General features: G+C 61.7%; 20 protein-coding genes. 9 read left to right on the top strand and 11 right to left on the bottom strand.

The features are described 5' to 3' along the window. Nucleotides 1-150: 150 nt before the first annotated feature. From NKI79_RS22340 to NKI79_RS22315, 6 genes are all read left to right on the top strand, one after another. Nucleotides 151-1341: a M24 family metallopeptidase gene (locus NKI79_RS22340; RefSeq protein ID WP_352804513.1), complete on the top strand. Its 1191-nt coding sequence runs from the start codon at nucleotides 151-153 to the stop codon at nucleotides 1339-1341. A gap of 74 nt (nucleotides 1342-1415) precedes the next feature. Continuing rightward, entirely contained in the window at nucleotides 1416-2564 is a 1149-nt protein-coding gene (locus NKI79_RS22335) for a M24 family metallopeptidase (protein ID WP_352804510.1), read from the top strand. A 10-nt stretch (nucleotides 2565-2574) separates the two neighbouring features. Beyond that, entirely contained in the window at nucleotides 2575-3831 is a 1257-nt protein-coding gene (locus NKI79_RS22330) for a sarcosine oxidase subunit beta family protein (protein ID WP_352804508.1), read from the top strand. 13 nt (nucleotides 3832-3844) lie between these two features. Beyond that, entirely contained in the window at nucleotides 3845-4141 is a 297-nt protein-coding gene (locus tag NKI79_RS22325; protein ID WP_352804506.1) for a sarcosine oxidase subunit delta, read from the top strand. Continuing rightward, nucleotides 4138-7092 (top strand): sarcosine oxidase subunit alpha family protein, encoded by a 2955-nt coding sequence (locus tag NKI79_RS22320; RefSeq protein ID WP_352804504.1) that lies wholly within the window; start codon nucleotides 4138-4140, stop codon nucleotides 7090-7092. The genes NKI79_RS22325 and NKI79_RS22320 overlap by 4 nt, the downstream gene beginning before the upstream one ends. Beyond that, nucleotides 7085-7579 carry a sarcosine oxidase subunit gamma family protein gene (locus NKI79_RS22315; RefSeq protein ID WP_352804501.1) on the top strand — a complete coding sequence of 165 codons (495 nt, stop codon included), beginning with the start codon at nucleotides 7085-7087 and terminating at the stop codon, nucleotides 7577-7579. Before NKI79_RS22320 ends, NKI79_RS22315 begins: the two co-directional genes overlap by 8 nt. Nucleotides 7580-7623: 44 nt before the next feature. On the opposite strand, the gene NKI79_RS22310 is transcribed toward NKI79_RS22315, so the two are convergent. From NKI79_RS22310 to NKI79_RS22275, 8 genes are all read right to left on the bottom strand, one after another. Then, a complete protein-coding gene (locus NKI79_RS22310; RefSeq protein ID WP_352804498.1) occupies nucleotides 7624-8499 on the bottom strand; it encodes an aldose 1-epimerase in 876 nt (291 codons plus the stop codon). A 5-nt stretch (nucleotides 8500-8504) separates the two neighbouring features. Further along, nucleotides 8505-9305, bottom strand: coding sequence for a FadR/GntR family transcriptional regulator (locus tag NKI79_RS22305; protein ID WP_352508675.1), 801 nt, complete (start codon nucleotides 9303-9305; stop codon nucleotides 8505-8507). Nucleotides 9306-9307: 2 nt separating this feature from the next. Continuing rightward, nucleotides 9308-10309, bottom strand: coding sequence for an ABC transporter permease (locus NKI79_RS22300; protein WP_352804495.1), 1002 nt, complete (start codon nucleotides 10307-10309; stop codon nucleotides 9308-9310). Next, the gene (locus NKI79_RS22295) at nucleotides 10306-11826 is read right to left on the bottom strand and encodes a sugar ABC transporter ATP-binding protein (protein ID WP_352804493.1); all 1521 of its coding nucleotides are present in this window, start codon (nucleotides 11824-11826) and stop codon (nucleotides 10306-10308) included. The genes NKI79_RS22300 and NKI79_RS22295 overlap by 4 nt, the downstream gene beginning before the upstream one ends. Before the next feature lie 107 nt (nucleotides 11827-11933). Next, complete coding sequence (locus NKI79_RS22290; RefSeq protein WP_352804490.1) at nucleotides 11934-12917, bottom strand: substrate-binding domain-containing protein; 984 nt, start codon at nucleotides 12915-12917, stop codon at nucleotides 11934-11936. A 32-nt stretch (nucleotides 12918-12949) separates the two neighbouring features. Beyond that, nucleotides 12950-13726, bottom strand: a complete 777-nt coding sequence (locus NKI79_RS22285; RefSeq protein WP_254818517.1) for an SDR family oxidoreductase — start codon at nucleotides 13724-13726, stop codon at nucleotides 12950-12952. A gap of 5 nt (nucleotides 13727-13731) precedes the next feature. Continuing rightward, nucleotides 13732-14904, bottom strand: a complete 1173-nt coding sequence (gene dgoD, locus NKI79_RS22280) for a galactonate dehydratase (protein ID WP_352804487.1) — start codon at nucleotides 14902-14904, stop codon at nucleotides 13732-13734. Between the two features lie 605 nt (nucleotides 14905-15509). After that, the gene (locus NKI79_RS22275; RefSeq protein ID WP_352804486.1) at nucleotides 15510-16094 is read right to left on the bottom strand and encodes a glutathione binding-like protein; all 585 of its coding nucleotides are present in this window, start codon (nucleotides 16092-16094) and stop codon (nucleotides 15510-15512) included. 421 nt (nucleotides 16095-16515) lie between these two features. On the opposite strand from NKI79_RS22275, the gene petA reads away from it, so the two are divergent. From petA to NKI79_RS22260, 3 genes are read left to right on the top strand one after another with little or no spacing between them, the layout of a single operon-like run. Then, complete coding sequence (gene petA / locus NKI79_RS22270) at nucleotides 16516-17025, top strand: ubiquinol-cytochrome c reductase iron-sulfur subunit (RefSeq protein WP_352804572.1); 510 nt, start codon at nucleotides 16516-16518, stop codon at nucleotides 17023-17025. A gap of 14 nt (nucleotides 17026-17039) precedes the next feature. Further along, a complete protein-coding gene (locus NKI79_RS22265) occupies nucleotides 17040-18335 on the top strand; it encodes a cytochrome b (RefSeq protein WP_352804483.1) in 1296 nt (431 codons plus the stop codon). A gap of 23 nt (nucleotides 18336-18358) precedes the next feature. After that, on the top strand, nucleotides 18359-19876 hold the full coding sequence (locus NKI79_RS22260; RefSeq protein ID WP_352804480.1) for a mechanosensitive ion channel family protein: 1518 nt from the start codon (nucleotides 18359-18361) through the stop codon (nucleotides 19874-19876). A 277-nt stretch (nucleotides 19877-20153) separates the two neighbouring features. Here NKI79_RS22260 and NKI79_RS22255 read toward each other — a convergent pair whose 3' ends face one another. Genes NKI79_RS22255 through NKI79_RS22245 form a run of 3 tightly spaced genes read right to left on the bottom strand, consistent with a single transcriptional unit; the run spans nucleotide 20154 to nucleotide 21698 of the window. After that, complete coding sequence (locus NKI79_RS22255; protein ID WP_352804477.1) at nucleotides 20154-20585, bottom strand: DUF1810 domain-containing protein; 432 nt, start codon at nucleotides 20583-20585, stop codon at nucleotides 20154-20156. Between the two features lie 42 nt (nucleotides 20586-20627). After that, the gene (locus NKI79_RS22250; protein WP_352476723.1) at nucleotides 20628-20909 is read right to left on the bottom strand and encodes a GNAT family N-acetyltransferase; all 282 of its coding nucleotides are present in this window, start codon (nucleotides 20907-20909) and stop codon (nucleotides 20628-20630) included. Nucleotides 20910-20963: 54 nt separating this feature from the next. Further along, complete coding sequence (locus NKI79_RS22245; protein ID WP_352804474.1) at nucleotides 20964-21698, bottom strand: sensor histidine kinase; 735 nt, start codon at nucleotides 21696-21698, stop codon at nucleotides 20964-20966. Nucleotides 21699-21759 lie beyond the last annotated feature (61 nt).

Below are 21759 nucleotides of genomic sequence, written 5' to 3'. Positions count from 1 at the left end.
AGACATTTCGCAAGCAGAGATATAGAAACCATGAAAACTCGGCGATAATTCGTAGTTAGCCAACAAATTGACGTCGAGTTGTGCACAATTTGGCCTGTTTGCCCATGTTGATCAAAGGGCAAGCGGCGTACCTGGAAGGCAAGCATTTCGGTGGCGACCGCGGACGGGTTCGGGACATTCACGCAAGCGGAGTATGGGCAGCGCCTCGCCGGCGTGAAGACACGCATGCAAAAAGCCGGCTTCGATCTCATCGTCTGTCAGGATCCAGCCAACATGTGCTGGCTGACCGGCTATGACGGATGGTCGTTCTATGTTCCGCAGTGCGTCCTCGTCCATCTGGAGGAGGATCGGCCGATCTGGTTCGGCAGGGCGCAGGATGCCAAGAGCGCGCGCCTGACAACCGGCCTGCCGGAGACAAACATCGTGCCGTTCTCGGAGCGGCTGGTGCAGCAGCCCGTCGAACACCCCTATGACGAACTCGCCCGACTGATCCGGTCGCGCGGCTGGGAAAAGGCCCGTATCGGCGTCGAGATGGACGCGCATTATTACACTGCGCGCTGCCACGCCCACCTTGTCGAGGGACTGCCCGACGCGCACTTCGCCAACAACCACGATCTCGTCAACTGGGCGCGGCTGGTCAAATCCGAAGCCGAGCTGGTGCTGATCCGCGAGGCGGGTGCGATCTGCACGCATGCGATGAACCGCGCCATCGAGAAAATGCGGCCCGGCGTGCCGCAAAACCATGTCATTGCGGAAATCTATCACGCACAGATCATGGGCGTGCCCGGAGCGGGCGGCGACTATGCCGCGATCTGTCCGCTTATGCCCGTTGGCGAGGGCACCAGCACGCCGCATCTGACGTGGTCCGACGCGCCGCTGCCGGACAGCGGCCTCGCCATTCTGGAGATCGCCGGCGTGCGCCGCCGCTACCATGCGGCGCTGACCCGGACGGTACATTTCGGCAAGCCGCGGCAAGCCATCCTCGACATGGCCAAGGCGATCGTCGAGGGTGTCGACGCTGGCCTCGAGAAGGCGCGCCCCGGCAACACCGCCGAACAGGTGGAAGCCGCCTGGCAGGCAGTCCTGCGACGGAACGGGCTGAAGAAAGACAGCCGCGTCGGCTATCCGGTCGGGCTCGCATACCCGCCCGATTGGGGTGAACGCACCGCAAGCCTTCGTCCCGGGGATACTACCGAGATGCAGCCTGGGATGTGCTTCCATTTCATGGCCGGCGTCTGGCTCGACGATTTCGGCATCGCCATCTCGGAATCGTTCGTCGTCACGGAACGCGGCGGCGAACGCCTCTGCGATGTGGCGCGCGAACTCATCGTCATCGACTGACATGGCGGCCGGGAACCCGGCTGCCGAAAAGACCATGCCCGCCAGCAAGCCGGCAACAAGCACGAGGACGCCCGATGGACCGCAATCCTTTTTCCGAAGCCGAAATCGCCGGCCGCCTGGCAAAGGTCCGTACTGCACTGATTGAGCGTGAGCTCGACGCAGCGGTGTTTGCCTCGCCGGAGAACGTCTTCTATCTCACCGGGCTTGATCACTGGGGGTATTTTGCCCCTCACCTGCTGATTGTCCCGCGCCGGGGAAAACCTGTCCTGGTCACCCGCTCGATGGAGAAGGTGACGATCGAGAAGCAGGTGAAGGCAGCGGAATTCCGTGGCCATTCCGACAGCGAAACGGCGGCCGACCTTGCCGCGCGGGTGCTGGTAGAGCTCGGCCTATCCGGCAAGCGGATCGGCCTCGAATACTGGACAGCCGGCCTTAGCCATGGACTTGCCGTGGCACTCCAGATGAAAGCCGATGCAAAGTGGAGCGATGTCTCCGGTCTGATCGACAAAATGCGGCGGGTGAAAGGCGAAGAAGAACAGGCGCTGATGCGGCGGGCGGCACAAGTGACTGACGCCGCCGCCGGTGCCGCGATCGCGGCGATCTCCGATGGCGCTTCCGAACAGGAGGTCGCCGCCCAATGTGTTGCGGCAATGATCCGCGCCGGCGGTCATGCGCCGGGCTTCGGACCGTTCATCCGCCCGGCCGCGCGCCTGGGTGAAGAGCACACGACCTGGGGCGACGGGATCTACCGCAAGGGCGAGCCGGTCTTTGTCGAACTGTCCGGATGCATCTCGCGCTACCACGCCCCGCTCGGCCGGCTCGTTCGCATCGGCCACATCAGCGATGAAGACGCCACAATGGCGGAGGTGACCGCCAAGGCGTTCAACGCGGTCGTCGAGGCGCTACGGCCGGGCGCCAAGGCGCGCGATGTCTACGCCGCCTGGCAGGCCGTCGCCGACGAGGCCGGTCTTTCCCACTATCGCCGCCATCACTGCGGTTACCTTGTCGGCGCCGGCCAGCCGCCGTCATGGACCGGCGGCAATTCGGTGACCGGCTTGCGACACGATTCCGACCTCGAGATCGAAACCGGGATGAGCTTCCACATCCTGTCGTGGCTGATGGGCACTGGTCGCGGCAATGACTTCGTCTCCAACACGGTGCTGTTGACCGATGCGGGCGCCGAAGTGCTTACCCGCACGCCGGCCGGCCCGATCATTCGATAGGCCTGCACACATGGCGCGCTACTCGGCATTTTCGGTTTTCCGCAACGCGCTGTCAGGCCAGAAGAACTGGCAGCGAGCCTGGCGGGCCGCGGAGCCAAAATCGTCCTATGACGTGATCGTTATTGGCGGCGGAGGACACGGCCTCGCCACCGCCTTCTACCTCGCCGAGAACCACGGCATCCGTGACGTCGCGGTGCTCGAAAAGGGTTATGTCGGCGGCGGCAATGTCGGCCGCAACACCACCGTCATCCGCTCCAACTACCTGCTCGACGGCAACACCCAGTTCTACGAATTCTCGATGAAGCTTTGGGAGGACATGTCTCAAGCGCTGAATTTCAACGTGATGTTCTCCCAGCGCGGTCAACTCGTCACGGCGCATTCGGCCGATCAGCTCGACGGTTTCAGCCACCGCGCCAACGTCATGCGGCTGAACGGCATCGACGCCGACATCCTCGACCGCGAAGACGTGCGCCGGCTGGTGCCCTATCTCGATTTTTCCGACACCGCCCGCTTCCCGATCCATGGCGCGATCTTTCAGGGCCGCGCGGGCACGGCACGCCACGACGCCGTCGCCTGGGGCTATGCGCGTGCCGCCGACAGCCATGGCGTGGACATCATCCAGAACTGCGAGGTGACAGGCTTTGTCCGTGACGGCGACAGGATCGTCGGCGTCGAAACGACGAAAGGCCGGATTGGCGCCGGCAAGGTCGGCCTCGCGGTCGCTGGCCACACGTCCGTGCTCGGCGCCAAGGCTGGGCTTGAACTGCCGATCGAAAGCCATGTGCTTCAAGCTTTCGTCACCGAGCCGCTGAAGCCGCTGGTAGATCACGTCGTGGCCTATGGCGCCGACCATTTCTACGTCAGCCAGTCCGACAAGGGCGGATTGGTCTTCGGCGGCAATCTCGACGGCTACAATTCATACGCCCAGCGCGGCAATCTCGGCGTCGTGCGCGAAGTGGCGGAGGCAGCGATTGCGCTGATGCCATGCATTTCGCGCGTCCGTCTGCTTCGCCATTGGGGCGGCGTCATGGACATGACCCCCGATGCCAGCCCGATCATCTGCCCGACGCCGATCGAGGGACTCTATCTCAACGGCGGCTGGTGCTATGGCGGCTTCAAGGCGACGCCGGCTTCCGGCTGGTGCTTCGGCCACACGATCGCCACCGGCAAGCCGCATCCTTTGATCGCGGCCTACGGGCTCGATCGTTTCCGCACCGGCCACACGCTCGATGAGGCCGGTGTCGGCCCTTCCGCCTGGCTGCAATAGGAGGCGGGACAAAATGCTGCGCATCGAATGCCCCTGCTGCGGCCCGCGTGACCATGACGAGTTCCGCTATGGCGGCGATGCCTCGGTCAAGCGTCCGGCCCATGACGATCCCGATCCGGAGGCCTGGTACCGTTATGTCTATGTCAGGACAAACCCGGCCGGCCCGCACCGTGAATTCTGGCAGCACGTGACCGGTTGCCGGCAATGGCTGGTGGTCGAACGCGACACCCGCAACCATGCCATCGCAGCCGTCGACTTCGCCAGAAAATTGTGGGCCAGGAAATCAACTCTCAGGAAGTCACCGGCATGAGTTCAAACCGCAAACGGCTGTCGGTGGGTGCCCGCATCATTCGCGAGCAGCCGGTCGAGTTTACCTTCGACGGCCGCAAGCTGGCTGGATATCGCGGCGACACGCTTGCCTCCGCGCTGCTCGCCAATGGCGTCACGCTGGTCGGGCGTAGCTTCAAATATCATCGCCCGCGCGGCATTTTTTCCGCCGGCCCCGAAGAGCCGAATGCGCTGGTTACGCTCGGGACCGCCGGCAGGCGCGAGCCGAACCTGCCGGCGACCACACTGGAACTCGCCGACGGTATGGTCGTGGAGAGTCAGAACCGCTGGCCATCGCTTGCCTTCGACATGCAAAGCGTCAACGGGCTGTTGGCACCGTTTCTGTCAGCCGGCTTCTACTACAAGACCTTCATGGGCCCGACGCGCCGCGCCTGGATGTTCTACGAGCACTTTATCCGCAAGGCTGCCGGTCTGGGCAGAGCCGGCACCGGCGCGGATCCCGACCACTACGAGGTTCGTCATGCCTTCGCCGATGTCGCCATCGTCGGCGGCGGCCCGGCGGGATTGTCGGCGGCGCGGGCGGCCGCCGCGGCCGGCGCGCGGGTCGCGCTGATCGAGCAGGATTTCCTGCTTGGCGGCCAGCTTCTGGCGGAACCGTCCGACAGCGCAGCGGCCGCATGGCTGCGGCAGGCCGAGGCCGAGTTGGGGGGCTTCGAAACCATCAGGGTGATGAAGCGGACCACCGCTTTCGGCAGCTATGACGGCAATGTCCTGGGACTGGTCGAACAGCGCGATCCAACCAATCCGCAGCCGAATGGCCAGACACGGCAAACGGTCACCATGCTGCGCGCCCGCTCGATCGTTTTCGCCACCGGCGCCATCGAGCGGCCGATGGTGTTCTCGAACAACGACCGGCCCGGCGTCATGCTTGCCTCGGCCGCCCGGACCTATCTCAACCGTTTCGCCGTCCTGCCGGGCAAGAAAATCGTCGTCGCCACCGCCAATGACGGTGCCTGGCGCACCGCCTTCGACTATGCCGCAGCCGGCGCGGAGGTGACGGTTGCCGATCTGCGCCCCGTCCCGCCCGCAGCACTTGCCGCAGAAGCCGGACGGCTCGGCGTGGTGGTGCGGGCCGCAACGCGCATCGTCGACCTGCATGGCGGCCATGCCGTCAGGCGCGTAACGCTCAATGGTCCGGAGGGACAATCTTCGGCCGCCTGCGACCTGGTCTGCATCTCCGGCGGCTGGTCGCCAACCGTGCATCTCACCTCACACCTCGGTGTCAAACCTGTGTATCGCGACGACATTGACGGCTTCGTGCCGGGCGTCTTTTCAGCCAGCCAGTTCGGCGCCGGCGCAATGATAGGGGCCTATGCGACAGTCGCTGCCGTCGAGGACGGCCATCGCGCCGGCATCGAAGCGGCAGCCTCCTGCGGCAAGTCGGCACCAGTGTCCGCTCCATCGAAACTCGATCTCGGTGAGACCGGCTCGAGCGTCCTTCGCGAAGCCCTGCCCGCTGGACGTGGAAAGGCCTTCGTCGATTTCCAGATGGACGTGACGACCGGGGATATCGAGCTCGCCCATCGCGAGGGTTATGAATCGGTCGAGCACCTGAAGCGCTACACCACGCTCGGCATGGGCACCGACCAGGGCAAGACCAGCAATTTTCCCGCACTTGCCGCCATGGCAGCGCTGCGCAACGCAACGATTCGTGGGACCGGCACCACGACCTTCCGCCCGCCCTATACGCCGGTTGCCATCGGTGCGCTCGCCGGGCGCGCCATCGGCCATCATTTCAAGCCGATCCGCCGCACGCCGATGCACGATTGGCACATGGCGAACGGCGCCGAGATGCTCGAGGTCGGGCTCTGGATGCGGCCCTATTTCTACCGGCAGTCGGGACGTGGCGTGAACGACGCGTATGTCGCCGAAATGCGGAATGTGCGCCGGGCCGCGGGGCTGATGGACATCTCCACGCTCGGCAAGATCGATGTCCGGGGCCCGGATGCGGCAATCTTCCTCGATCGCGTCTACGCCAACGGCTTTGCCAAACTGGCGGTAGGCCGCGCCCGCTACGGCATCATGCTGCGCGACGACGGTATCGTCTTCGACGACGGCACCACGACGCGGCTGGCGGAAAACCGGTTCTTCATGACGACCTCGACCGCCAAGGCCGCCGATGTGCTGTCGCGTCTCGAATTCCTGCTCGACACGGCCTGGCCGGATTTGCGTGTGGCCGTCACCTCGGTCAGCGATGAATGGGCGGCAATGTCGGTTGCCGGGCCTAACAGCAGCGCAATCCTCGGTGCCGCTTTTCCTGCCCTTGACGTTTCCGATGAGGCACTTCCGCACATGGGACTACTCGAAAGCGAGTGGGAGGGCCGTGGGCTCCGCATCTTGCGTCTCAGTTATTCCGGCGAGCGCGCTTACGAAATCTATGTCGGCGCCACTGCCGGTGAACAGCTCTGGAGCCGTCTGCTCGAAGCCGGCAGACTGCTCGAGCTGAAGCCCTACGGCGTCGAGGCGCTTGGCGCGCTGCGGGTCGAAAAGGGCCATGTCGCCGGACCTGAGATCGACGGGCGCACGACGCTCGACGATCTCGGCCTCGGCCGCATGGCCGGCAAGCGCAGCGGCTTCGTCGGCGACGTCCTGCGACGGCGCCCTGCCCTCCAGGCCCCCAACCGACAGCGCCTGGTCGGACTGGAATGCATTGAGGACGGAAAACGCCTGCGCGGCGGCGCCATCCTGTTCCTGCCGGATGAGAAACCCCATGGCCATGGGCGCGGTCGCGTCACCTCCGTCACTTTCAGCCCCGAACGCGGCCATTATGTCGGGCTGGCCCTGCTTGCCGGTGATGTCGCGGCAGAAGGAAGCGAGGTCGTAGCAGTTTATCCGATGAAGGCCGAAACGGTTCGCGCCCGCGTTGTCTCGCCGGTATTCGTCGATCCACAGGGAGAACGGCTGCGTGGCTAGCTTTCGGGATTTCAGCCTGTCCGTGGCAGATTGTCCGCTTATCCAGATCGAGGGCTGGGACGCGACATTGACGCACTTCGAAGAGAGCGTCTCGGCGCCGCTGGGCAAGAAACTTCCCGCTTCGGTCGGAGAGACGGTTCGCCACAAGGGGCTTCTAATTATCCGCGTTGCACCTCGCCGCCTCTGGCTGGCTCTCGACGAAGGCACGCAAGCGCCTGCGCTTGCCGTCGACCCCAATCTCGGCTGTTCCGTTCCCCTCGCGGAAGGTCGTGTTCGTTTGAAAATGGCCGGCCCTGGTATCGCAAGGCTTCTGTCCGGCTGCATTGCCGTCGACTGGCACGCGCCGGCCGCCGCTCCGGGCCGCGCCGTGCTGACATCCTTCCATCACGTGTCCGTGCTCTTCCTGCGCACCGGCGAGACCGCGTGCGAACTTATCGTGCCGCGAAGTTTTGCCCGCAGCCTCTCGGATTGGATCGCCGACGGCTAGCCCTGGCCGAGATCCGCCAATTCGAGGGCGCAGCTGAGGTCCGCCTAACTGACGGCAAAGCTGCAACGGGCTGCCAGGCCCTCGCCAGGCCCAAGCACCGACAGTCCATTCCATTTGTCGATCGAACCACGATTGTGAGCATCGACAGCATGACTGACCGGTTCAAAACAGAAGAAGTCGCTCTCGTCCGATGGCGAATAGATCAGGTAGAAATTCAAGGGCGATGAAGCTTCAATCCGCAGGCTGCAACTGTGCTCCGGCCACGATATGGTGGCGACGCCGCTCCAACCGGCAAACAGATTGTTTATCCATCCACTCGGCAATACGACTGGGGCGCCGAAATTCCAATCGGCATGGGTTTTGACATCCACAAATCGTTCGGGGAGATGGTTGGGCAGTTCGAGACAAACCTGCGAGGCCGGCGCATCAAGCGCGGTTCGTGCCGTTCTCGGGAACCATGGATGGATGCCAAGCCCGAACGGCAATCTGATCGATGCCTGATTGACGATGCGAAGCTTCAACTCGAGCCCCTGTCCGAACAGCGCGTAGCTCACCTCGGCGCGATATCGGTATGGGCCGGGCCCGTTGCTGATGAGGGACAGCTTCGCGTTGTCTTGCGCTACGCTGTCGACGTCCCACTCGCTGGAAAATCCATTGCCGTGGATGGGAAATGGCTCGCCTGCAACATTGGCAGGCAGTTCGTGGAATTTGGAGTCGAATGTGAACCCGCCGCCTGAGATGCGATTCGACCACGGCAAAAGCAGGTTGCAGGCAAGGTCGAACGGTTTGCTGCTCCCGCCGTTTGGCCAAGGCCTGAAGAGCGGCACGCGCCCATGGTCCAGTCGCGCAAGACCGGCCCCAAGCGATGGGACGATTTCAGCAGACAGGTCTCCGCTTCTGATCTTGACCGTCCCGACCATCCGCTTCAGAGGATATCGGCCTTGGCAGCGGCGATCGGCTGTTGGCGGCGGCCTTTGCGAGCCACTGCAAGAAGGTCGTTCGACGCGATCCCGATGAGCGCCTTCATCTGATCGTGAGCGTCGTCCGCCCTGCGCATCCTAATTGCCTCCAGCACGTCGCCATGGGCGCTGAGCGTCTGCTGGTAATTGGCGGTGGCCGATGTGGTCAAGCGGAAGGAGAAGCTGAGAGCGGCCGCAAGCATATTGCCGAGATTGGCGAACACCGGGTTGCGGCTGGCACGAAGAATGGCGGTATGAAACCTGACGTCGGCATCGAGACACGCAGCGAGATCGTCCTGCGGAGCAATGCGCATGGCTTCATAGGCCGCTTCGATGACTGCGAGATCGCCTGACGTCGCCATCTTGGCGGCAAGTTGGGCGGCAGCGGGTTCAATGACCAGTCGCGCTTCGATCAATCCGCGGACGAAATCGAGGTCGGGCTCGATATCGCGCATCCATTCCAGAACCTGTGCATCCAGCCTGTTCCATTCGCTCGACGCGCGTACACGCGTCCCGGCCCGCTTGCGTGCCTCTATCAATCCTTTCGCCGAAAGCGTCAGAAGAGCATCGCGAAGTGCAGTGCGGCTCGCCCCGTAGATGACGCAAAGTTCGGCTTCCGTTGGCAGCACGGAATGCTGCGCGTAGGAACCGGCGAGGATGCGCTGTCCTAGATCGCGTGCGATGCGATCCTTGAGCGATGACGTGGTGCCATCCGCGGCAGGAATGTCCTGCTTGCCCTGGCCAGTCGAAGCGATCGCCGCGTCCATCGTCATGTCCTGTTCAAGTGGTACTCGGCAATTACCACGGCAAGTATCAGCAGCGAGCCCTTGGCAAGCAACTGATAGAAGGTTGGCACGGACGTCAGTATCATCCCGTTGTTGAGGACGCCAATGATGGCGACGCCCAGCAGCGCGCCGATGATCGTACCCTTCCCGCCCTGCAAGGCGCAGCCACCCAGCACGGCCGCTGTGATGGCCTCGAGTTCCAGACCTTGGGATCCGGATACGGGCTGCCCCGAGCCTGTACGGGCAGCCAACAGAATCCCGGCCAATCCGGCCGCCACGCCACTCATGATGTAGATGCCGACGCGGTAGCGGTTGATGTTGATGCCGGAGAAGCGCGCTACAACGGGATTGCCGCCCAGGGCATAGATGTTACGCCCAACGATCGACCGGGCAAGGAAGAGATGGAACACGATCGCGGTCAGCAGGAGAATCCAGATCAGCAGAGGCAGGCCGAGGATTCGTCCGATCCCGATGAAGCGGAACGTGTCGCTGAAGATCGCGATCGATTGCCCATCGGACATGATGAATGCGATGCCGCGGAAGATCGCCATCGTACCGAGAGTCGCGATGACTGCGTTGACCCGCCCATAGGTGATGATGATGCCGTTCACGAGACCGGCAAGACCGCCCAGGACCAGGCCGGCAACGATGCCCACCGCGGGCGAGCCCGTCGACTGGATGGCCATTGCCGTCGATACAGTGGTCAGACCGACAATTGCGCCGACGGCGATATCAAGTCCGCCCGCGACAATGACCACGGTCTGGCTCATCGCCAGAACACCCAGGATGGTGATGCCCAGGCCAATGTTCAGCAGGTTTCGGCTTGAGAAGAACACGTCGCCTCTCAGGGTGCCGAAAATGAGCACGAGGATGGCGAGAGCAACCAAAAGGCTTATATTGTGAATGCCGATGCGCTCCGCGATGCGCAAGGGGGCGCGCCTTTTGTCGGTTTGTGCTGTTGCTGTCCTGAGCTCAAGGCTATTCACTGAATTTGTCCTCCGAGCGATGGTACAGATTGCGGCATTGCGTGTTTCAGGATCGTCGCCTCGTCGATGTCGGGGCGGGAAAGTTCGGCGGTGATCCGGCCTCCAGCCATGACGAGCACCCTGTCGGCGAGCCCGATCAGTTCCGGCATTTCCGAGGAAATCAGGATTACGCCGATGCCGCTGGCGGCGAGTTCATCGATCAGGCGATAGATTTCCGCCTTGGCGCCGATGTCGATGCCGCGGGTCGGTTCGTCGAGGATGAGAAGCATAGGCTGCCGCGCAAGCCAGCGCGCGAGAACGACCTTCTGTTGATTGCCGCCCGACAGTTTCGAAACCTGTTCGTCGAGGTTAGGCGCCTTGATCGACATCTTTGCTGCGAGCGGTGAGACAATCTCCAGCGCCTTGCGCCGGTTGAAGAAGCCGAAGGTCGACGTCCTGTCGGGCACGCAAAGCGAAGCGTTGTCAAGAATACTGCGGAACAGCAGCAGGGCTTCGTGCTTGCGGTCTTCCGGGGCGAAGCCGATGCCCGCCACGATCGCTGCATGTGGGCTGTTAGAGTCAACGGGCACGCCATTCATCGTTATGGTTCCGCCGAGGCGCCGATCATAGCCGACGATCGCCTTCGCCAGTTCGGATCTGCCCGCCCCCATAAGGCCGGCGATGCCGAGCACCTCACCGCGGCGGACCTTGAGGCTCACATCGGTGACGTGGTCGGTGGTCAGGCCCGTCACCTCCAGCAACGGTTGCCCCGATTGCCACGTCTCGCGCGTAAACAGATCGGCGATGTCGCGGCCCACCATGAGCTTGGCTATGGTCTGCTCGCTGGCACCGGCAGCGGGGCAATCGTCGACCAGCCGGCCGTCCCGCAAAACGACAATGCGGTCTGCTAGGTCGATGATCTCGTTCAGCCGGTGAGAGATGTAGACGATCGAAGTGCCCTCTTCGCGCAGCCGGCGGATTACTGAAAACAGACGGCGCGCTTCGTCGTCGGTCAGTGACGAGGTCGGCTCGTCGAATGCGATCAACTGGCCGCCGGCACGTATTGCGCGCATGATTTCGATCATCTGACGCTGCGCCGGACCAAGCGTGCTGCAGAGTTGCCGCGGCCGCATATCCTGTTGCATGCCGAAGGTCGCAAGCACCCGGTCGGTCTGCTCCTCCAGCCTGTGCCAGTCGAGCAGGACGCCCGCCAGCCGCGGCAGTTCCCCAACGAAAATGTTCTCGGCCACGGTCAGGTTCGGAACGATCTCCGGCTCCTGATGGATGACGCGTATTCCGGCTCTGTGGCTGTCGCGCGGTTCGCCGAAAACGATCGGCGTGGAACCGTGCCGCACAGTGCCGCTGTCGGGCTCGAACACGCCCTCGAGAATTCGCATCATCGTCGATTTGCCGGCCCCATTCTCGCCAACCAGGGCGAGCACCTCTCCCGGCCGAAAGGCAATCGAGACGTTGTCGAGCGCCTGCACGACGCCGAAGCGTTTGGATATCCTATCGAGCGAGAAGAAATCCGATTGCATCAAAGCTCACTCCCGAGGATCGATCCCGTGTCGGTGGCGTGTGCGCGCTGACAACCTGCCGGCCCAAAGAGCGTCACGCGCCCTGCGGCGCATGACGCGTAGCCGGCTCAGTGGCAGAGCTTGGCTTTGTAGTCCGACGCAAAATTGTCGGCGGTGATGTATTCCGGGTCGGTGAAGGATTGAACCGGCAGCTTCGTTCCATCCTTGATCGAGGCCAAGAGAATCTTCACCGCAAGCGCGCCGTGATTTTCCGAATTGAGCCACATCGTGCCACGGAATGCCGATGGCTTTCCTGATCCGAAGGCGTCGCAGGCGCGGCTCCCGTCGATGCCTATCCCCATGCCCTGGTCTGCGGTGTAGCCGGCATTCTCCAGTGCTCGCGCACCACCCAGTACGCCGTCATCGTTGCATGAGTAGAATATCCAGTTCGTGACGCTGGGATTGGCCGTCAATGTGGTGGTCATCACGTCGATGGCGTTGACCATCGTGTTGTCGTAGGGGACGCGCACGATATTCCCAGGCTTAAAATCGGGCACCGCCTTCAAGAACGCTTCTTCCGCGCCCTTGTTGCGCTGCATGCAGGTGTCGGCCTTGCGATCCTCGATCGAGGCGATGCGCACCTCTTTCCCCGCCCAGCCGTCGGCCTTGTAGAGCTTGGCGAGCTCTTCGCCCACCCGCGCACCGATGTTGTAGGCATTCATGCCGACATAGGGGACCTGGGTGCCATCCTGGTAGTAGATATCGTCGTCGACCGCCACCAAGGGAATTTTTGCGGCCTTTGCTTTCTCCGCGATGACTGGTCCCAGCGCCTTGTCGGGGACGACGATGGCGATGCCTTTCACACCATCGCCGACCATCGTATCGAAGGTCGTGATCGTCAAATTGGCGTCGAACTGGACGTCCTGCGACACGAACGCGGCCCCTGCCGCCTCAGCCGCTTTCCTGGCACCACCAACTTCGGCGACAAACCATGGATGGTCACCCATCTTGTTGATGTAGCCGATCTTGATTTCGTCTGCGCTTGCTGTGCCACCCATCAGTCCGGCAGCCAGTACCGCAAATGTCGCCAAAGCCTTTGTTGTGGTTTTCATGAAGATCCTCCCTGAGAGCTCTTTGGTGGTTGCTAGTCGTGGTAGAGAACCGAGCGCCCACCATCGATGGTGATCGTCTCGGCATTTATGAACGGCGCTTCGTCCGAAGCGAGGAAAACCGCCGTCATTGCAACCTCGTCCGGCCGACCGATGCGCTTGGGCGGATGGAGGTCGTAGGCTCGCCGCTTCTCCTCGGCAGGGTTCGGGAATGTGTTCCAGTAGGCGTCCGCGATCGGCGTCTCGATATAGCCGGGGGCGATCGCGTTCACGCGGATACCGCGTGCGGCGTATTCGATGGCGAGCGAACGGGTCAGGCCCAAAAGTGCATGCTTGGCGACCGGATACGGGAACGTATGGGGAATGATCTGGAAGGCGTGACAGCTCGCTATGTTGACGATGGACCCCGAGCCCTTCGCCAACATCGTCGGCAAAACCGCCTTGGCGCAGAACCACGCGGCCTGGAGGTCGAGCTTGAGGCAGCGCTCCCATTCCTCATCCGGCATCATCAATGGTTCGTAGAAGACGTTGGCACCGGCATTGTTGACCAGAATGTCGACGCCGCCATAGGCCGTGATCGTCCGCGCGACCATGTCCGCGACTGCGGATGCGTCGGTGACGTCAGTCTCGACGAACAAAGCGTCCGCGCCTTGTGCCAGCAGTTCGTCGGCGATCGCTTTCCCGCTTGCCGCATTCAGTTCGGCAATAACGGTCTTTGCCCCATGCATCGCAAAGGCGCGGGCCGTGGCGGCACCAATGCCCTGGCCCGCTCCCGTGACGATTGCGATCTTTCCTTGCAGCCGGCCTGCCATCGCATTCACCAGTCGACCACGGTGCCGTCCGGCATGACGGCGTTACGGGCATGCAGCACTTCCTGCTTGAAGGGGTGGCGCGCGATCACGTCCTCATTGACGGTGACGCCAAGGCCCGGCAGTTCGGGCAGATCCCAGCGGCCGGGTTTACGCTGAATTGGCCAGGTGACGACGTCGTCGTACCAGGCGACGGCACCGGACATCTCTTCCTGAATGACAACGTTCGGCGTCGATATGCCGAAATGAAGAGCAGCCACACCGGCGATCGGACCAAGCGGGTTGTGCGGCGCAAGGCCGATGCCTGCGGTTTCCGCCATGGCCGCGATCTTCTTGGTCTCGAGCAGACCGCCAGTGTGGCAAATATCAGGCTGGGCAATGTTGAAGGCGCGGGCTGCGATCGAGTGCGTGAATTCGCGGCGCCCGATCAGCCGCTCGCCGGAAGCGATCGGCACGGCCGATCGCGCCGTGATATGCGCCAGTCCGGCAACATCTTCGGGTGGAACGGGCTCTTCCGCGAACATGATGCGGGCCGGCTCGATTGCCTTGAGGTAATCCATTGCCGCGCTAACCGATGCAGGGCGTCCGTGGAAATCGACCATGATGTCGATATCCGGGCCTACCGCCTCGCGAAGTGAGCCAACCATGTTGGCAACGGAATCGACTGCCTTGGCGGGCGATACGTAGTGGGTGTAGGGAACGCAGACGACCTTGACCGCGTCATAGCCTGCTTGCGTCACGATGCGTCCGCGTTCCACGATCGCATCCGCGGATCCGGTCTCATAGACCGCCTTCATGTCCCCGAGGCCAAGATGCGTGTAGGTGCGCAGATAATCGCGGACCTGACCGCCCAGAAGGCGCCAGACGGGGACGCCCAATGACTTGCCCAGGATGTCCCAGAGCGCGATCTCGATGCCGCTGACGGCAGACATTCCCTCGACGCCAAGACGCCAAAAGCCGTGGCGCGTAAGTATCTGGTAGCACTGCTCCACGTTGCGCGGATCTTGCCCGACGAGCAGGGCCTCAAGATCCTGAAGCGCCCCAACGACGGCTCGGGTCTTCCATTCCAGCGTCGCCTCACCCCAGCCAAACAGCCCGGGCTCGTCGGTTTCGACGCGAACGAAGACCCAGTTGCGCATTTCCGCATTGCAGACGCGCGCCTTGATGGCCGTGATTTTCATCGGTCCTCCCAGACCTGCCGTCTTTTTTGAAGGCAATATGTATGATTTATTACCAATAATATGGACGAGTCAAGCGCAACGTCGATGTGGGACCAGGGCCGCGCCTCGATGTTCAGCTCGCAAACATCATGTCCTCGCCGCCCATCCAGCGCAGGTATCGGCAGCTCACTCAGCTTGCCTGATCGTGGCGGCGAACGTCATTGCTGTCGCACCGACAATGCGCCGGCGGCGATGATCGACCGTGTCGGGAGCCTTACTCGCATTCATGATGAAGCTCTATGATGACCAACAACGGGAACGACGAGACCCGCCCGCCTCATCGGCCGACAGGAAATATTGCGCTTATTTCGACGGTGACTGCGGCAAATCCAGTATTGCAACCACTCGGCCAGGGGGCAGTGCGGCGAGCTCTGACGGAATGTCAGTAAGGTCCAGCGTTTCCTCGATTTCCCTTCGGAGAAATTCGAGATGTAGGCCGTCCCCGCGCTTGGAAGCGGCAGGATGTAGCATCCGCAGAAACGGCAACATGAGAATGACTCCTGATCTTCTGTGGGGGCGAGAGGGATATGTTGCGTCTGATCTTATGCTCGCGGCCACCCTCGGCTTTAGACGAGGCCCTCACGATCCATTGCGACGCGCACAGCCGGTCGGGCAGCCATTCGGGCGCGGAGCGCTTGCAAAGGCGCGGGAACAGGGACGTGGAAGCCGGCCGCCCAAAGCAGCATTACGAAAAGATAAAAATCCGCGACGCTGGGTTTGTCGCCGAACAGATAGTCGGTCTTGAGCCCGTCTGCGAAGAACTCGAGTTGGCTCGTAATCGTCGCGCTCGCCTTGGCCTTTTCAGCATCGCTGCTTTGGTGCCACATCGGCTTGAAGCTTCGATGTATTTCAGTCGAGACATAGGTCAGCGCTTCGAGAACGCGCGTACGGCCCAAAGGCCCTTCCACTCCCAGTGCCGGGTATCGCGACGCGAGCCAATCGAGGACGGCGATGTTTTCCGTCAGCGTTTCGCCGCTATCCAGCACGAGGGCTGGAACATACCCCTTGCGCGTCACGGTGGTGAAATCATCCCCGGACGCCGTCCGCTTGGTTTTGAGATTGACGGTTTCGCGCTCGAAGGATGCACCAGCTTCCTCCAGCGCGATGTGGTCGGCCAGGCTGCACGCGAGAGGGCTGTAGTAGAGTTTCACCGCTTTTCCCTTTTCTGAACCCGATTGAATCGCGCTGGTCGTCGTCGGGCGGAAAACCTGCCACGCGAGACAACCGCTCCAAGAACTCGCATTTGGCGGGGACGACGACTACGACACCGACAGCTAGACGTGCCTATGCCGAGGTATGGTCGGGCTGAAGTTTGGGATCGCCGTGCGCAATGCCGGGGCATATCCCAGCTCAGTGGCCAACGGTTATTGGGAGGAATCCAGAACCTTCCATGATGGCATCATCGCCAGCCCGGCCAGTCCTTCGCTCAGGAAATCCTAAACGAAAGTATTGGACGCGCGCGCCGTTGGCACGATGGCTCACACCCGGCCACGGCCGGCATATTTCGGGCGATATGAGCAGACTGGAAAGGCGAAAGCCGTGGCCTGCTTTTGCTCGATTGCCACCAACGCGATGACGCAGCTTCCAGCAATAGGAGTCGCCACCATGGCCGACCTTTCCGAAACCTCCACAGCCGAGCACACATTGCGCGTCGAAGCGCCCGCCGCGATCGAGGTCGACGTCTCATCGCTGACGCCGGGAACGTCGCTGATCGTCGACTGGCATGGCAAGCCGGTGGTCGTACGCAACCGCACCGAAAAAGAGATGAAGGACGGCCAGGCAGTCAGTCTCGCCGAGCTCAAGGATCCAATCGCCCGCAATGCCAACCTGCCGGCCGATGCGCCGGCAACCGACGCCAACCGAACTGTGCCGGGCAAGGAAGCCTGGGTAGTGATGATCCAGGTCTGCACCCATCTCGGCTGCATCCCGCATGGTCAGGAAGGCGATTTCGGCGGCTGGTTCTGCTCCTGCCATGGTTCGCAATACGACACCGCCGGCCGCATCCGGAAGGGGCCGGCGCCGGAGAACATGGCGGTACCGGTGTTCCAATTCGTTTCCGACACCAAGATCCGTATCGGCTGAGGCAGGGGCTTTCGATGAGCGGCGACAAATACTCGACCTATACGCCCAAAACCAGAATCGAACGTTGGCTCGACGCCCGCCTGCCGCTGCCGCGGCTGGTCTATGACAGCTTCATCGTCTATCCCGTCCCGCGCAACCTGAACTACGCCTATACGTTCGGCGGCATTCTCACGATCATGTTGGTTTCACAGATCCTGACCGGCATCGTGCTGGCGATGCATTACGCTCCTGATACGGGGCTGGCCTTCAATTCGGTCGAGAAAATCATGCGCGACGTGAATTCGGGCTGGCTGCTGCGCTATCTCCATTCCAACGGCGCGTCGTTCTTCTTCGTCGCCGTCTACATCCATATCTGCCGCGGGCTGTACTATGGTTCGTACAAGGCGCCGCGTGAGCTGTTGTGGGTGCTCGGTTGCACCAACCTCCTGCTGATGATGGCGACGGCCTTCATGGGCTACGTGCTGCCTTGGGGACAGATGTCGTTCTGGGGCGCTACTGTCATCACCAACTTCTTCACGGCCGTCCCACTAGTTGGCGACTGGCTCCAGCAGCTTTTGCTCGGCGGCTTCGCGGTCGATAATCCGACGCTGAACCGCTTCTTTGCGCTGCATTACCTGCTGCCATTTGTGCTTGCGGGCGTGGTGACCTTGCATATCTGGGCGCTTCATGTCGTCGGCCAGAACAATCCGACCGGCATCGAGGTCAAATCGAAAACCGATGTCGTGGACTTCACGCCCTATGCCACCGTCAAAGATGCCTTCGGCATCCTCGTGTTCCTGTTCGTCTTCGCCTACTTCGTCTTCTACTTGCCGAACTATCTCGGCCATCCCGACAACAACAGCATCGCCAATCCTCTGACGACGCCGGCCCACATCGTGCCGGAATGGTACTTCCTGCCGTTTTACGCGATCCTGCGCGCCATCACCTTCAATATCGGGCCGATCGACTCCAAGCTCGGCGGCGTGCTCGCGATGTTCGGCTCGATCGCGGTGCTGTTCCTGGTGCCGTGGCTCGACACCTCGAAGGTGCGCTCGGCGGTCTATCGCCCCTGGTACAGGGTGCTCTTCTGGCTGTTCGTTGCGAATGCCCTCTTTCTCGGCTGGCTCGGCTCCCGGCCGGCGGAAGGCGCATACGTCGTCATGTCCCAACTCGCGACGCTTTACTATTTTGCGTTCTTCCTCATCGCCATGCCGGTGCTCGGGCTGATCGAAAAGCCGCGACGGCTGCCGAATTCGATCACCGAAGCAGTGCTCGAAAAAGACAAGGCCAGCGGCAGAGGCCCGATCGCCGGGCCGGAGACCAAACATTGAACTGGGCATTGCGGTGATCGTTCATGAACTGGTGGAACTCTCCTCTGGTCTACATCGTGTTGCTCGGCCTCGCCGGGATCGTCGTTTGGTCTCTCATCCCCAGACGCTTCGCCAATGCGAAGCTGGCCGTCCAACTCGCCTTTTTCCTCGCGATGTCGGCCATGGTTCTCCACCTGCGCGTCGTGCCGTACGAGGCCGCAGGGAACAACGAAACAACCGGGGGAGCGATCCTCATCGGCTCGGTCAAGCTGCTCTGGTGGGTTCACCTTGCCTGGGCGCTGATCGGATTTGTCCGCATCTATCTCGTCTTTGAGCGAAAGCCGCGCGAGGCACGTCTCCTGCAGGACGTCGTGGTCGGAATCGTCTATGCTGGAATGTTCCTGTCGATCCTGGCGTTCGTCTTTGCAGTGCCGGTCGGAACGCTCATTGCCACGTCGGGCGTGTTTGCCGTCATGCTGGGACTGGCGCTCCAGAATACGCTTGGTGACGTATTTTCTGGGATCGCGCTTAACCTCGGCCGCCCTTACGTGCTTGGAAACTGGATCATTCTGGGCGACGGAACCGAGGGCCGCGTTGTCGAGACCAACTGGCGGTCGACTCAACTCCTCACCCCGACCCACAATGTCGTCGCGCTGCCAAACAGCCCTCTCGCCAAGATCGGGGTAACAAATTTAAGCGGTCCGGACGAGAGCCATGGACTTGCCGTCACCGTCAAGGTGGCGCCAACGAAGACGCCGGCGATCATCGTAGATCTCATGCGCACTGTCTTGCTGAGCTGCAATTCAATCCTCCAGGACCCTTCGCCTTCGGTTACCATCAGAAGCCTGGATGCTGCAGCTATCGAGATCGAGTTGTCGTTTCGCGTCGCAAGTATTGACCAGCGAAGTGCCGCTCGGAACGACATCTTCGATCTCATTTATCGCCATTCAAAGTCGACCGGCCTGCTGCTGGCGCAGCCACTTTCGGGCTCGATTGCCATGACCGACCGGCCGAGCGACGAGACGGCAGCCTCGCAAGGCTTCACCCCGATCGAGCTTATCAATTCCATACCGGTATTCTCGGCACTGACGGGTACCGAGCAGGAGTCGCTCGCCAAAGCGGCCTCAGTTCACACCTACCATAAGGGCGAGATCATCGCACGACAGGGAGAGATGCTGCCGTCGCTCATGATCGTACGGACGGGCGTCATCGTCCGGCAAATTGGCGAGGACGACGATCAACTGCAGGAGATCGGCCGGCTTGCACCTGGCGATTTCTTCGGCGAGACCGGCCTGCTCGCCGGCATTGGCGAGATGTCGAGTTTGCGGGCAATGACCCCTGTCACGGTTTACGAGATAGACCAGGAAAGCTTTGCACCGCTGCTGCACGACCGGCCCGAAATGGCCGAAGATCTTGCCGCGATCCTGTCGATGAGGGTGTCGGCTTCTAATGAAAGCGGCATCGCGGGAGAGCATCACACGAGCTCCAAATTCGCCCTCCTCAAAGCCATTCAGACGGTCTTTCGAGCCGCTCCGTTCAAGCGCGTTCGAGCACCTGGCTGACAAAGCATGCAGAAGGACAGAGATCCATGACCATCCGCCAAAGCGATATCACAGGCATCGATCCAGCCGGCTATCCTTGATTTTGCGGACGGACTGAAGGTAGGGCGCGTATTGCCCTCCCCGAATCGCCTCATGATCGGGCCCTTCGTCCTGTTCGACCATTTCGGCCCCGCTATATTCGACGCAGGTCACGGTTTCGAAATGGCACCGCATGATAAGGCAGCGGATGGTGACCTCTGCGCCGCGACAGCTTTACGCCGCTGGCACGAGCAGACCACTACGACATCAAGTAGAGATCGTTCATCGTTTCCTCGTCGAGCAAACCGTCGAACCAGACGTCGAAGATTGTCTCGAGCAGGAACTCCTCGTTGCTTGCTTCGGAAAACAGCGTGAGGGACGCGTGCAACTTCTTCGCATCAACGTCACCGAAGACAGCGCGAGCGCTCAGGCCCGAGAGCCGTTGCAGGGTGCCAACGCATTCCCGATAACGGCCTCCGAGGATCGGAAATGAGAGATAGGCGCTGGCTTCGTCGAGCGATGTGATTGCATATGGCTCAGGCGCTGCACCAGTTCGCCTTATGGCCAACCTTGGGAAGATGAACTCCATGTAGGGAGTGCACATCATCCCTCGACGTAGAATGGCCAGCGCGTCGTCGTAGACCGGATCCTGTGCGCTGACGAACCTCTGCAGATCATACTCGTCAGGCATTTGGATAGATCCTTGGGAAACCCTCAACATTCGTCCCCATGACTAGCCGCCGACGACATCTGCATAGTCCGGGTGCTTGGCGAAAAAGCGGCTCATGAAGGGACATTTCAAGATCGCTTTACGGCCGGTTTTGCGGAGCAGTTCGAAGGTCCCGTGGGCCAATTGCGACGCGATCCCTTGTCCGGAAAATTCCGACGGGACTTCGGTGTGTATCAGCGCAACCTTCCCGCCCTCGAGCCGATAATAGGCCGCCGCAAACATATCGCCGGCGATCGGCAGCTCGAAACGGTGCTGTTGGACGTTTTCGACGACTTGTGCATCCATCTTTATCTCTCGATTGTATGTCACGTTTGTCACCGGAGGCAGATTGGCGGGCCGCTATCGCATCGCAGGCAACCGCAGAGTGACGGTCGTGCCTGCTCCAAGTGTGCTCTGAATATCGATGCTTCCGCCTGATTGCTCGGCAAAGTGCTTCACCATCGGCAAACCGACGCCGCCGAGGCCTTCGCTTTTGGTGGTGAAGAACGGATCCAAGGCGCAGACCATCGTCTCGCTGGTCATCCCGATACCGTTGTCCGCGACACGGATATCTACCTGACTGGCGGCGGAGGTTTCAGAGGCCAAGCCGGCATCGATCGAGATGAAACCGCCGTCAGGCATTGCATCGCGTGCGTTGAACAGAAGATTCAGAACGGCATTTTGCAACCCAAAGCGATCGCATCGCACCAAAAGCAGGTCGGACCCGACCCGAAGCTCAAGACCGAAATTGGCGTCCAAGGCGCTCCGTACGAGGGTCTCGATCTCAGCCAGGCAAGCACCTACGTTTGTGTATTCGATTTCAGCGTGGCTCTCTCGGGCCAGGCTGATGGTTTGCCGGACAAGGCCCCCGGCCCGTTCCAAAGCCGTTTTGGCGCCGGCTATTACAGGCCTGAGCGCCGGAGCCGCTTGGATGCTCGGATCGCGGGCCAGGTGGTTCAACGCCGACGAGGCGACCTGAATGAGATTTCCCAGGTCATGGACGATGCCGGCCGTCGACATTTGCACGGACATACCACTTCCAGGGCCATCGGGCGGGCCGTCGAAGACATCTTCTTTTATGTCCGGACGAAACATTTCATTCCCCGCTGGTTAAGTCGTCACCTATTTGCTTCAATACGCTATAATTTGCGACCTT

It is taken from the genome of Mesorhizobium sp. M0340, from assembly GCF_040321535.1.
In the GTDB taxonomy this organism is placed as follows: domain Bacteria; phylum Pseudomonadota; class Alphaproteobacteria; order Rhizobiales; family Rhizobiaceae; genus Mesorhizobium.
Note: the sequence above shows the minus strand (reverse complement) of the source record. Positions and strands in the feature narration are given on the sequence as shown.

Excerpts from the sequence above, each read along its gene's own strand:
- NKI79_RS22335 (WP_352804510.1), top strand. The coding sequence starts at position 1,416 with ATGGACCGCAATCCTTTTTCCGAAGCCGAAATCGCCGGCCGCCTGGCA.
- NKI79_RS22330 (WP_352804508.1), top strand. The coding sequence starts at position 2,575 with ATGGCGCGCTACTCGGCATTTTCGGTTTTCCGCAACGCGCTGTCAGGC.
- NKI79_RS22325 (WP_352804506.1), top strand. The coding sequence starts at position 3,845 with ATGCTGCGCATCGAATGCCCCTGCTGCGGCCCGCGTGACCATGACGAG.
- NKI79_RS22320 (WP_352804504.1), top strand. The coding sequence starts at position 4,138 with ATGAGTTCAAACCGCAAACGGCTGTCGGTGGGTGCCCGCATCATTCGC.
- NKI79_RS22310 (WP_352804498.1), bottom strand. The coding sequence starts at position 8,499 with ATGGTCGGGACGGTCAAGATCAGAAGCGGAGACCTGTCTGCTGAAATC.
- NKI79_RS22305 (WP_352508675.1), bottom strand. The coding sequence starts at position 9,305 with ATGGACGCGGCGATCGCTTCGACTGGCCAGGGCAAGCAGGACATTCCT.
- NKI79_RS22295 (WP_352804493.1), bottom strand. The coding sequence starts at position 11,826 with ATGCAATCGGATTTCTTCTCGCTCGATAGGATATCCAAACGCTTCGGC.
- NKI79_RS22290 (WP_352804490.1), bottom strand. The coding sequence starts at position 12,917 with ATGAAAACCACAACAAAGGCTTTGGCGACATTTGCGGTACTGGCTGCC.
- NKI79_RS22285 (WP_254818517.1), bottom strand. The coding sequence starts at position 13,726 with ATGGCAGGCCGGCTGCAAGGAAAGATCGCAATCGTCACGGGAGCGGGC.
- dgoD (WP_352804487.1), bottom strand. The coding sequence starts at position 14,904 with ATGAAAATCACGGCCATCAAGGCGCGCGTCTGCAATGCGGAAATGCGC.
- petA (WP_352804572.1), top strand. The coding sequence starts at position 16,516 with ATGACGCAGCTTCCAGCAATAGGAGTCGCCACCATGGCCGACCTTTCC.
- NKI79_RS22265 (WP_352804483.1), top strand. The coding sequence starts at position 17,040 with ATGAGCGGCGACAAATACTCGACCTATACGCCCAAAACCAGAATCGAA.
- NKI79_RS22260 (WP_352804480.1), top strand. The coding sequence starts at position 18,359 with ATGAACTGGTGGAACTCTCCTCTGGTCTACATCGTGTTGCTCGGCCTC.
- NKI79_RS22255 (WP_352804477.1), bottom strand. The coding sequence starts at position 20,585 with ATGCCTGACGAGTATGATCTGCAGAGGTTCGTCAGCGCACAGGATCCG.
- NKI79_RS22250 (WP_352476723.1), bottom strand. The coding sequence starts at position 20,909 with ATGGATGCACAAGTCGTCGAAAACGTCCAACAGCACCGTTTCGAGCTG.
- NKI79_RS22245 (WP_352804474.1), bottom strand. The coding sequence starts at position 21,698 with ATGTTTCGTCCGGACATAAAAGAAGATGTCTTCGACGGCCCGCCCGAT.